Source organism: Paraburkholderia tuberum STM678 (assembly GCF_902833905.1).
GTDB classification, from domain to species: Bacteria; Pseudomonadota; Gammaproteobacteria; order Burkholderiales; family Burkholderiaceae; genus Paraburkholderia; species Paraburkholderia tuberum.
The window spans coordinates 149,973-160,737 of record NZ_CADFGP010000016.1 but is presented as its reverse complement, the minus strand read 5'-3'; the positions used below and the strand labels follow the sequence as shown (position 1 = coordinate 160,737).

At 63.9% G+C, this 10,765-nt stretch carries 9 protein-coding genes; 3 read left to right on the top strand and 6 right to left on the bottom strand.

Annotation, left to right across the window (positions count from 1 at the left end; all coding sequences use genetic code 11):
- Positions 1-57: 57 nt before the first annotated feature.
- Positions 58-1,011: a LysR substrate-binding domain-containing protein gene (locus HWY30_RS16525; protein ID WP_176078902.1), complete on the bottom strand. Its 954-nt coding sequence runs from the start codon at positions 1,009-1,011 to the stop codon at positions 58-60.
- A gap of 125 nt (positions 1,012-1,136) precedes the next feature.
- Here HWY30_RS16525 and HWY30_RS16520 point away from each other — a divergent pair, with 125 nt between their 5' ends.
- Together HWY30_RS16520 and HWY30_RS16515 are read left to right on the top strand one after the other, a co-directional pair.
- A complete protein-coding gene (locus HWY30_RS16520; RefSeq protein WP_090808449.1) occupies positions 1,137-2,174 on the top strand; it encodes a DUF1338 domain-containing protein in 1,038 nt (345 codons plus the stop codon).
- A gap of 63 nt (positions 2,175-2,237) precedes the next feature.
- The gene (locus tag HWY30_RS16515) at positions 2,238-5,210 is read left to right on the top strand and encodes an FAD-binding and (Fe-S)-binding domain-containing protein (RefSeq protein WP_090808452.1); all 2,973 of its coding nucleotides are present in this window, start codon (positions 2,238-2,240) and stop codon (positions 5,208-5,210) included.
- A gap of 23 nt (positions 5,211-5,233) precedes the next feature.
- Here the strand turns inward: HWY30_RS16515 and HWY30_RS16510 are convergent, their stop codons facing one another.
- Together HWY30_RS16510 and HWY30_RS16505 are read right to left on the bottom strand one after the other, a co-directional pair.
- A complete protein-coding gene (locus HWY30_RS16510) occupies positions 5,234-5,869 on the bottom strand; it encodes a helix-turn-helix domain-containing protein (protein ID WP_090808454.1) in 636 nt (211 codons plus the stop codon).
- Positions 5,870-6,067: 198 nt separating this feature from the next.
- Positions 6,068-6,889, bottom strand: a complete 822-nt coding sequence (locus HWY30_RS16505; RefSeq protein ID WP_090808456.1) for an isocitrate lyase/PEP mutase family protein — start codon at positions 6,887-6,889, stop codon at positions 6,068-6,070.
- A gap of 261 nt (positions 6,890-7,150) precedes the next feature.
- Between HWY30_RS16505 and HWY30_RS16500 the strand changes: the two genes are divergently transcribed.
- Positions 7,151-7,462: a hypothetical protein gene (locus HWY30_RS16500; protein ID WP_090808458.1), complete on the top strand. Its 312-nt coding sequence runs from the start codon at positions 7,151-7,153 to the stop codon at positions 7,460-7,462.
- Positions 7,463-7,650: 188 nt separating this feature from the next.
- Here HWY30_RS16500 and HWY30_RS16495 read toward each other — a convergent pair whose 3' ends face one another.
- From HWY30_RS16495 to HWY30_RS16485, 3 genes are all read right to left on the bottom strand, one after another.
- Entirely contained in the window at positions 7,651-7,959 is a 309-nt protein-coding gene (locus HWY30_RS16495; RefSeq protein ID WP_018424216.1) for a DUF4148 domain-containing protein, read from the bottom strand.
- A 192-nt stretch (positions 7,960-8,151) separates the two neighbouring features.
- The gene (locus tag HWY30_RS16490) at positions 8,152-9,246 is read right to left on the bottom strand and encodes an aldose epimerase family protein (protein WP_090808459.1); all 1,095 of its coding nucleotides are present in this window, start codon (positions 9,244-9,246) and stop codon (positions 8,152-8,154) included.
- Positions 9,247-9,279: 33 nt separating this feature from the next.
- On the bottom strand, positions 9,280-10,500 hold the full coding sequence (locus HWY30_RS16485) for a XylR family transcriptional regulator (RefSeq protein WP_090808461.1): 1,221 nt from the start codon (positions 10,498-10,500) through the stop codon (positions 9,280-9,282).
- Positions 10,501-10,765: the final 265 nt, after the last annotated feature.

Below are 10,765 nucleotides of genomic sequence, written 5' to 3'. Positions count from 1 at the left end.
ATCTTCTGGTTCCTTGTTGCCGGCCATTATGACCGACTCACGTCCCAGCTTTTCCACTTACCGACCTGTCCGAATTCTCGGCGCCACTTCTGGCCGCTCCACCAACTCCGGATAAATCGCGCCGTATGCGGCGGCCTCGCGCAGCAGCCACTCGCGGAAACTCGCGAGCGGCTTGCCGTGACTCAACTCGGTCGGATAGACAAGGTAGTACGCCGCCTCGGCGAGCGCGGGTGTGTCGAACGGAATCACGAGACCGAACTGCTGCAACTGCGTGTCGACGAAAAAGCGCGGCACCAGCGCGATGCCGAGTCCGGCCGCGGCAGCGCTGATCAGCATCGTGTGCAGTTCGTAGCGCACGCCCTGCATCGTGCGGTTGTCGTCGATGCCGAGATTCGCGAACCAGCTCGCCCAGCCGTCGGGTCGCGTCGTCGAATGCAGCAGCGGATAGTTCAGTAGTTCGGCGACGTTGCGGACCGGCCGCTTCAGCAGACTCGCCGCGCAGATCGGCACCACTTCCTCGCAGAACAGAAAATCGGCCGACGTACCCGGCCAAGTCGGCTTGCCGTAGTGAATCGCCGCTTCGAAATGCGTCTCGGCGAACGGGAACGTCGCGGTACGCACGCCCATGTTCACGCGCACCTCGGGGTATTGTTCATTGAATGTGGCCATGCGCGGAATCAGCCATTGCGATGCGAATGTCGGCAATACCGAGAGTTCCAGATAACCGCCGCCGCTGCCGTGCGCGATGATCGACAGCGTGTCGCGATCGAGGTGTTCGAGCGAGCGTCGCACCTGCGCGCTGTAGACCTTGCCCGCGCGCGTCAGCACCACGCGTTGCTTGACGCGCACGAACAGCCGCACGCCGAGATTGCTTTCGAGCGTATTGATCTGTCGCGACACCGCGCTTTCGGTGAGGAACAGTTCGCGCGCCGCATGCGTGAAGCTCTGGTGCCGCGCGGCGGCTTCGAACGCGAGCAGCGCGCCCATGTTGGGAATCTTGAACTTTCGCACGTTAATTCCAAAAACGCATCAAGTGGCGAGTTTATCTCGCTTTACGGGGGCGCAGCGCATTTTGAATAATCTCGCCCGTTATGAGGCGCTCGTGCAGCGCTCAACGTATAGCGTGGAGAAGCCGGATGCGAAACCTGAAGAATGCGAACGTCGAACAACTGCTGGTGAAGCTGCTGGGCGCGCAGAAAGCCGCGCGCCTGTTTGCGACGCTGAATCATCCGCGTGTGTTGAACGAGTGGGAAAGCGGCAGCGTCACGCGCGCCGAACTCGCACAGGCGATGAACATGGCGCTGTTCGACGATCTGCTCGCGCGCTCGGAAAACGGCCGCCGCTATACGGAGGAAACCGTCGCCGCCGGCGGCAGCGTGTACTTCGATCATGGCGCGCTGCGCACCGTGCGCTGGCCGCACAGCGGCGCGCTGCCGCCCGGCGAGGCCGCGTTCGCGCGCATCCTGCGGCCGCTCGGCTTTCGGATCAACGGCCGTTACCCGCTCGATCGTCTCGGCATGACCGGCCGCGCGTGGGCGCATGAGGACGCCGCCGACGAGATCGCGCAGTTCTTCGTCAGCGAACTGCACCCGGAGCGTTTTTCCGCGGCGTTCCAGCAGGCGGTGACGAACGTGATCGGTGGCTCGCGCGATCCGTTGACGCCGCGCGCCCATGGCTTCTTGTGGGAACTCGAACGCGATGGCCTGCTGCCGCTCGATGCGGCGCAGGAGTTGCTACCGGTGATCGTTGGTGCGTTCGCGCGTCAGCACGAGATGCCACGCGAAGCCGATTACGAAGTATTGTTGAAGGAATCGGCGGAGATGGCGTGGATCGCGACCGAAGGTAATGCGTTCAATCACGCGACCGATCGCGTCGCGGACGTCTTCAAGCTGTCGGACGAACAGAAGGCGAAGGGGCGGCCGATGAAGCCCGAAGTCGAGCATTCGCGTTCCGGGCGCGTGTTCCAGACCGCGTATCGCGCGGATGTCGTGCAGCGTGAATTTCGCGCGGCCGACGGCAGCGTCGTCACGCGCGACGTGCCGGGCTCGTTCTTCGAATTCATTACGCGCAAGCGCAGTTTCGATCAGGACGCGCGCCGCTGGGAAACGGACCTGCGTTTCGACGCGGGCAACGCACAGGGCATCTTCCGGATGACCGCGAGCCAGGCGGCCTGAGCGCTGACGGCGGCGCGAGCGCCGGCATCGCAGACGAGGTGCGCAGTGGGGACGTCATTGTCATTGGATGAAGAGCGGCGGGTTGGCGCGCAGCGGGGCGCTTTGCATGAACCGCGTGTCGCCACGCCTTTCTCGGCCAGCCCGGAGCTATTGCAGGCGCTCGAAAGCGACCTGCGCCAGCACGTGCGCGGCGAGGTGCGATTCGATCAGGGTTCCAAAGCATTGTACGCATCGGATGCGTCGAACTATCGGCAAGTCCCGTTCGGTGTCGTGGTGCCGGCCGATATCGACGATCTGCTCGCAACGCTCGCCGCATGCCGTCGCAACGACGTGCCGTTTCTCGCGCGCGGTGGCGGCACGTCGCAGAACGGCCAATGCGTGAACGTCGCGGTCGTGGCCGACGCGAGCAAGTATCTGAACCGCGTCGTCTCGATCGATCCGCTTGCGGGCGTCGCGGTCGTCGAGCCGGGCGTGGTGTGCGACTCCTTGCGCGATGCCGCCGAACAGCACGGCCTCACGTTCGCGCCCGATCCCGCCACGCATAGCCGCTGCACGCTCGGCGGCATGATCGCGAACAACTCGTGCGGCGCGCATTCGGTGATGGCCGGTAAGACCGTCGAGAACATCGAAGCGCTCGAAATCGCGACCTTCGACGGCGCGCGTTTCTGGGTCGGCCCGACCTCCGGGGAAGAACTCGAACGCATCATCGCGGCGGGTGGCCGACAAGGCGAAATCTACGCGGCGCTCAAGCAACTGCGCGACACCTACGCCGAACGGATTCGCGCGAAATTCCCGCAGATCAAACGGCGCGTGTCGGGCTTCAATCTCGATCAACTGCTGCCGGAAAACGGCTTCAACGTCGCGCGTGCGCTCGTCGGCAGCGAAGGCACGTGCGCGGTCACGTTGCAGGCGAAAGTGAGGCTCGTGAAGAGTCCGGCCAGGCGCGTGATCGTCGTGGTCGGCTTCACCGACATCTATACGGCGGCGGACGCGGTGCCGCATTTCATGCGCTGCGGGCCGATCGCAGTCGAGGGACTCGACCGCGCGATCATTCGCGGCTTGCAGGCGCGCGGCCTGAAGAAGGACGAGATCGCACTGCTGCCCGAAGGCGATGCGTGGGTCGTGCTCGAATTCGGCGCGCACACGCAGGACGAGGTGCTGCAACAGGCACGCGACGCCGCCGCGTATTTCCAATCGGGCGCGGCCGGGCCGCAAATCTCGACGATGCTCGTCGAAGATCGCGCCTTGCAGGCGAAGGTGTGGTCGATTCGCGAGACGGGGGCGTCGGCGGTCGCGTTGTCAGTGGATCGCGACAAGCCCGATCCGGTGGTCGGCTGGGAAGACGCGGCGGTCGATCCGCTGCGGCTCGGCGATTATCTGCGCGCGTTTCAGGCGCTCGTCGATCGGCATGGCTACGAGACGAGCCTGTACGGCCATTTCGGCGACGGCTGCGTGCACGCGCGCATCACGTTCGATCTGCGCAGCGCGGAAGGTATCGCGAGGTGGCGCGGGTTCTTGCGCGAAGCGGCGGAACTGGTGGTCCAATTCGGCGGCTCGCTGTCGGGCGAACACGGCGATGGCCAGGCGAAGGCCGAGTTTCTGCCGATCATGTACGGCCCCGAGCTGATGCAGGCGATGGAGCAGTTCAAGACGACTTGGGACCCGGCGAATCGTCTGAATCCGGGCAAAGTCGTGCATGCATACCGCGCCGACGAAAACCTGCGCATGGGCCCTGCGTACAAGCCGGTGACGCTGCATACGAAGCTCGCGTTCGCGAGCCAGGAAGGCGACGGCTTTCAGCGTGCGATCGAACGCTGCATCGGCATGGGCAAATGCCGCTCGCTCGAAGGCGGCACGATGTGTCCGAGCTATCGCGGCACGCGCGAGGAAAAGTACTCGACGCGCGGGCGCGCGCATCTGTTCTGGGAAATGCTGCAAGGCGACGTGATCGCCGATGGCTGGAACAGTCGCGAAGTGAAAGAAGCGCTCGATACCTGCCTCGCATGCAAGGGCTGCAAGTCCGATTGCCCGACGCATACGGACATGGCGTCGTACAAGGCGGAGTTCCTTTCCCACTACTATGAGAACAATCGTCGGCCGCGTCAGGCGCTGTTCATGGGGCGGATCGGCGAATGGGCACCGTGGGCCGCGCGTTTTCCGCGCGCGACGAACTTTCTGACGACGGCGCCCGGTTTGTCCGCGCTCGGCAAATGGCTCGCGGGCGTGGCGCAGACGCGTGCGTTGCCGCGGTTCGCCGCTGCAACTTATCGACGGAGTGCGTCGTCGCAAGCATCCGCGATTCATGCGCTCGGCGGCGACGCAAAGAAGGTGATCCTGTGGGTCGATACATTCAACGACCACTTCACGCCCGAGATCGCGCAGGCCGCCGCTGAGGTGCTCACGCAACTCGGCTGGCACGTCGTATTGCCGAAGAAACGTTTGTGTTGCGGGCGTCCGCTGTACGACTTCGGCCTGCTCGAACGCGCGCGCGAGCTGCTCACGCATATCGTCGACGTCCTCGCGGACGACATCGCCGCCGGCGTGCCGCTGGTCGGTCTGGAGCCTGGCTGTCTATCGGTGTTCAAGGACGAGTTGCTGAAGCAACTCCCCGATCATGCGTTGGCGAAGAAGCTGTCCGCGCAAACATATCTGTTTGCCGATTTCGTCGCGCGTCAGCCGTTCGAGTGGCCGACGCTCGCGGCCGATGTGATCGTGCATGGCCATTGTCATCAGAAGGCGCTATTCGGCATGCAGGGCGACACGGCGTTGCTGAACAAGCTCGGCGTCAGATGGAAGCTGCTCGATACCGGCTGCTGCGGGATGGCGGGATCGTTCGGCTTCAACATCGAGCATCACGCGTTGTCGGAAAAGATCGGCGAGGACATGTTTGAGGCCGTGCGCGACGCTATCGCGGCGAATGCGGAAACGATCGTGCTGACCAACGGCTTCAGTTGTCGCGAGCAGATCGAGCACGGCACAGGGCGACACGCACTGCATATCGCGCAACTCGCGCAACGGGCGCTGGCGGCGCGCTGAGTGCGCGCACCGCGCAGGGCACGCTATTTCTTCGCTGACTCGTTCGCGGCAGGCGGTGTATGCGGAAGGTCCGCATTGGTCGCCATCCACAACACTTCGGCGTCTTCCTCGCTGGTCGACACCGCCGCGTGACCCGTGCGGCTGTCGAAGTAGAGGCTGTCGCCCGTGTTCAGATGTGTCGGCGCGTACAGCTCCGAATAGAGGCACACGCTGCCGCTGATCACGTAGAGAAACTCCTCGCCTTCGTGGCGGCCCCAGTCGTCGAATGCGTCGAGCGTGTGCGCCGAGATGCGGATGCGAAACGGCAGCATCGCCTTGTGCGCCAGGTCGGTGGCGAGCAACTCCATCTGATAGCCGCGATAAGCGTGGCGCTGGCCTTCGTTCTTGCGCGTCAGCGCGCGCCGGCCGCTCGCGCTGACTTTCGGCGTCGAGCCGAACAGTTCGCCAATTTCGATCTTCAGGCCCAGCACGATTTTTTGCAGCACGTCGAACGTGGGGGACATCAGGCCGTTTTCGACCTTCGACAGCGTCGAGCGCGAGACACCGCACAGGCGGCTCGCGGTTTCGAGCGTCAGATCCTGCGCTTGACGGGCGGCGCGCACGCGCCGGCCGAGATCGGTGGAGGACGTGTCGGCGGATTTGGTGAGGTGGGTGTCCATGAGGCTTGCTGCTGGTCGGGGTATGCGCTTGATCGGGCGAATAATGTTTCCGATCATAACATTTGGCGTGGCGGGGGCCTTTGTGCGCCGATTCAGGCGTTCGTGCACTTTTCTCATCGGAAACGTCGTGGCTTTTCCGATGAGTTCGACGCAGCGTGGCGATCTCAGGTTGATGAGGCGTCTTTTGCGCGGCGTTTTTCACACGCTGCGATTGAAAAGCTCATTGAGCTGCATGCCCGCCGTCGCGCCGGTGAAGTCGAAGCGGCCATCGGCCAGCGCCTGAGCGGCGTGCATGAAGCCACCCCACGCCGCGCGCGCGAGCCCGCCGCCGACGCTGATCCGCCGCACGCCGAGCGCGGCCACGTCCTGCAACGTCAGGGTCGATGTCGAGCCGATCAGCAGATTGACGGGCTTCGGCGCGACGGCCGCGACCACCGCTTCGATCTGCTCGCGCGTCTGGATGCCGGGCGCATACAGGCAGTCGGCGCCCGCCGCCGCATAGGCCTTCAGACGCGCAATGGCATCGTCGAGATCGGGCTTGCCGGCGAAGAAATTCTCCGCGCGGCCGACGAGTAGCGTGTCGCCGCCGTTCTGATCGATCGCAAGTCGCGCCGCGCTGAGCCGCTGCACGGCGACGTCGACCGGAAACAGCGGCGCGGCGGGGTTGCCGGTCGAGTCTTCGATCGACAGGCCCGCGACGCCCGTTTCCACCGCGAGCGTCACGCTCTCGGCGACTTCTTCCGGGTCGCGGCCGAAGCCGTTTTCGAAGTCGGCGTTGACCGGCAGATCAGTCGCGTCGACGATTGCGCGCAGGTGCGCGAGGATCGTTTCGCGCGGCAACGTGTTGTCCGCATGTCCGGTCGACCACGCAAAACCGGAACTCGTCGTCGCGAGCGCCTTGAAGCCGAGTGTATGCAGATAACGGGCGCTGCCCGCGTCCCACGGATTGGGCAGCACGAAACAGCCAGACGAGTGCAGCGCGCGGAAAGCGGCGCGTTTTTCAGCGGCGGTGCGGGGCATCGCATGTCTCCTTGGTGTGAGGGACCGGCTCCCTCGTTGAGGGGAAAACGCCGCGCCAACTGTTGCGCAGGCGAATCGGCATTCACCAGGGGAAAGTCTATGTCCGTATCGAAACCGTGGTTGATGAAATGGGTGGCGACTTTCACAGACGTTTCCAATAATTCAAAATGACGACAGGCGAAGAAGCCGGTTCAGAGATGCGAAGGGCCGCGTGGGAAGACGGCATTCGCGACGAGGTCATTTCCCCAAAGGAGGCACAACATGAACATCACGACCCGGATGCGGTCGATCTCTGCCGTGTTGGTGCTCACGCTCGTTGGCTGCGCGGCGGGCGGCGGGAATGGTGGCGCGCAAACGCATCTGAGTGCAACGCAATGCCGCGATCTGACCGACCTCAGGAACAAGGCACCGGCCACGCACCAGCGGAGCATGAGCGAACTGACAGCGCTGCGGCAAGCGGGCTACCACCCTGAACGACGCTTTGATCCTGACTATCCGGCGAGTCTCGAGCGCGCGCAGAGGCAGGTGGACATCTGGTATCAGGCGGAATGCCCGCAGGCACGGGCTGGGTGAATCTGCCGCGGCGTCAGAATTGGCGGTACGTTGTTAGTGCCGCATAAACGTAAAGAGCGGGCGCATGCCTTGAAAACATGCGCCCGCTTCATATCGGTTCGAAACGGCGAAAACCGCAAAGAGGGGAAAGGGCCGTTAACTCGAGAATCTTTCCTCGCTACGGACATTCGCTATACGTTCGCGACTCGTCACTGACCGTCCGGATTGACCCACATCGGATGATGGCCCGCTTGCGATGATCCGCCCATCGACGACCCATAGCCAGACGTGTCGCCTTGGCCCTTCGCGTTCATCGCGGAGACGCGTGCCTCGGCCGCCTGGATGTCCGCGGGATACTGGGCATCGAGCACGATGGCCGGGTTATAGCCAATCTGTTCGAGTTGCTGCACCTGTGCCTTGACTTCGGCCCGCGTGATCGGCTGTTCCGATTGCGCGAACGACGCGACCGGCGCAGCGATCAGGGCCGTAAGCGCAACTGCCTGGATAAGCGATTTCATGATGTTTCCCTCCGTAGTTGTCTATCCGGCACCGCAGCGATACCGGTGCCATAAGCGCAGTCTAGAGGGGGGTGAACTTGGGGAAAACCACTAGCCGACTAATTCAGTATTGCCAAGAACGGGTAGTCGGCGAGCTGTAATCTCGCCGTCGCGGGTTCTCGTAAAACAGCGCAAAAGCGGCCGTAAATCTGGTCACACACCTTTGCGCACATCGACGCGATAACTCGTGATTTGCCGATAAGTATCTCCGGGTCGCACGATCACTTCGTTCTGCCCGGTCATATTGACCTCGTTCGGGAAACCGCCCGCCTCGAGGCACAAGCCGGCGTGCCGTTGATAGCGAACACCGCCGCGTCCCGGGTTGCCGTTCAACGCGTTGCCCGTGTAAAACTGCAAGCCCCGCTGATCGGTCGCGACGGTCAGTTCGCGTCCGCTGCCCGGATCGTATGCCCAGGCGACTTCGCGCAGCGGCGGCGCGTGGCCCTCGTTGCCCTGCATCGCGTTTGCCGGCGCCTCGCGCAGCACGTAGCAATGATCGAAGCCGCCGGCGCGCGCGAGTTGCGCGTGCGGCCAGTCGAGCCGGCCGCCGATCGGCGCGCTCTGCCGGAAGTCGAATGCGTTGCCCGCGACGTCGGCGAGCTTGCACGGAATCATCGTCGCGTCGACTTCGAAAAAGCGCTCGGCGTCGATCGACAGCACGTGGCCGCGAATGTCGGTACCCGCGCGCCCGGTCAGGTTGAAGTAGGGATGGCTCGTCAGATTGAGCGGCGTCGGCGCGTCGGTGATCGCTTCGTAGCCGATCGTCAGCGTGCCGTCGTCGTCGAGCGAATAGCGTACTTGCACCGTCACGTTGCCCGGAAAACCGGCATCGCCTTCGGGCGACTCGAGCCGCATCAGCAACGCGCCGTCGTCCTCGGCGACCTCCCACAACGCCCGATGAAAACCGACCGTGCCGCCGTGCAGGAGATTCGGACCTTCGTTGCGATCGAGCGTGTACTCGATGCCGTCGAGCGAAAAGCGCGCGCCCGCAATGCGATTCGCCCAGCGGCCGATCAGTCCGCCCATGTAGGTCGAGGCCGCCACGTATTCGGCGGGCGTGTCGTGACCGAGCAGAATATCGCCGAGACGTCCGGCGCGATCCGGTGCGTGCCACGAAACCAGCGTCGCGCCGAGGTCGCTGATGGCGACTTTCATGCCGTGCGCGTTGCGCAACGTGTAAAGCCGTACGCGATCGCCGCCCTGCAGCGTGCCCCATGGCTCGGAAGAGAGTTGTGCGATGCTGATCATGTGGTCAGTGCGAAGAAAAAATGGAAAGCATGCTCAGCCAGCGGTTTTGGTCTTCGGGCCCACGCGCTCCTGGTATTCGCGCGGCGTGCAGCCGAGTTCGCGGCGAAATACCGCGTACATGTATTGCAGCGACGTGAAGCCGCAACGGATCGCGACTTCCGCGCTCGACGCATCGCGTTTCGCGAGCAGCGACTTCGCGACGTCGAGCTTGTGGCGCAGGATCTCCTGATGCACGGTGCACTGACGCTCGCGCCGGAAATACTCTTCGAGCGACGAACGCGACACGCCCACATAGTCGGCCACCTGCTCGGTGCGGATGCCCTGGCACGCGTACTGGCGAATGAAATGGCGGGCGCGCATCACGTAAGGACTCGCGAGCGGCTGATGCCGCGTCGATTCGAGCACGTTGATGCCGACCGGCGGCACCAGAATGCGGCGCCCCGGAAAGCGCGCGCCGTGCAGCATCTGATGCAGGATGTGCGCGGCGGTACGGCCCATTTCCTCGGTGCCCTGGATCACCGACGACAGCGGAATACGCGTCAGCGTCCGCGTGAGCGGATCGTTGTCGATGCCGATGATCGCGACTTCCTCGGGCACCGGAATGCCCGCGATCAGACATGCCTGCAGCAAATGCCGCGCACGCGCGTCGGTCACCGCGATGATGCCGACCGGCTTCGGCAGTTGCCGCAGCCACGTGGTCAGCTGTTCGATGGCCTGGTTCCAGGACGGCGCGCTCGTCGACAGACCGCGATAGATCTCGCTATCGATCTGCGCCGCGCTGCGTCCGTCCGCGCTGCGCAGATGCGCGAAGGCGAGTTCGCGCTGTTGCGCCCAACGGTTTTCCTGCGCCTGCGGCAGGCTGTACAGCGCGAAGTTTTCGAGGCCCGCGCCGATCAGGTGCGTGTACGCGAGCGACACGAGCTTGCTGTTGTCGGTCGCGATATAGGGTAAATCCGGGGGGTACTGCGTCGGATCCTCGTACGACGAACCGACCGCGACCACCGGCAGTGGACAGTCGCGCAGGGCTTCGTCGACGGCGGGATCGTCGAAGTCCGCGATGATGCCGTCGCCGTCGAAGCGCTGGATACCCGCGAGCCGGCAGCGGAAGTCTTCTTCGAGGAAGAGATCCCATGCGACGCGCGTCGACAGCAGGTAGTTGCCGATGCCGGTGATGATCTCGCGATCGTAGACCTTGTTCGCGTTGAACAGCAGCGCGATGCGATGGGTTGTCTGAGGTGCTTGTGGACGGGTCATGGCGGTGAGCGGCGGGTGGCTCGATGGACCACGCGCCTTTGTCTCCATTGTGTCGGGTGCCTGGGAGCAGCCCCGTTTTTAAGCGTCTGGTTATTCTAGGCGCCGAATCGCGCGGCGGCAGTAAACAAACGCGCGGGCGGTAAGAAACATCAAGCGCGCTGCGCAATTTCGCAATTGCCGGCACATCGTGCAAGCGGCAGCATGGCGTCACTTTGTCGGCCTGCGCGGCTTCTCGCGTGGGTTGCAATGCACCATACATTGGAGA

Coding starts and splice junctions, on each gene's coding strand:
- HWY30_RS16505 (WP_090808456.1), bottom strand. CDS start 6,889: ATGCCCCGCACCGCCGCTGAAAAACGCGCCGCTTTCCGCGCGCTGCAC.
- HWY30_RS16490 (WP_090808459.1), bottom strand. CDS start 9,246: ATGATCAGCATCGCACAACTCTCTTCCGAGCCATGGGGCACGCTGCAG.
- HWY30_RS16500 (WP_090808458.1), top strand. CDS start 7,151: ATGAACATCACGACCCGGATGCGGTCGATCTCTGCCGTGTTGGTGCTC.
- HWY30_RS16485 (WP_090808461.1), bottom strand. CDS start 10,500: ATGACCCGTCCACAAGCACCTCAGACAACCCATCGCATCGCGCTGCTG.
- HWY30_RS16495 (WP_018424216.1), bottom strand. CDS start 7,959: ATGAAATCGCTTATCCAGGCAGTTGCGCTTACGGCCCTGATCGCTGCG.
- HWY30_RS16520 (WP_090808449.1), top strand. CDS start 1,137: ATGCGAAACCTGAAGAATGCGAACGTCGAACAACTGCTGGTGAAGCTG.
- HWY30_RS16510 (WP_090808454.1), bottom strand. CDS start 5,869: ATGGACACCCACCTCACCAAATCCGCCGACACGTCCTCCACCGATCTC.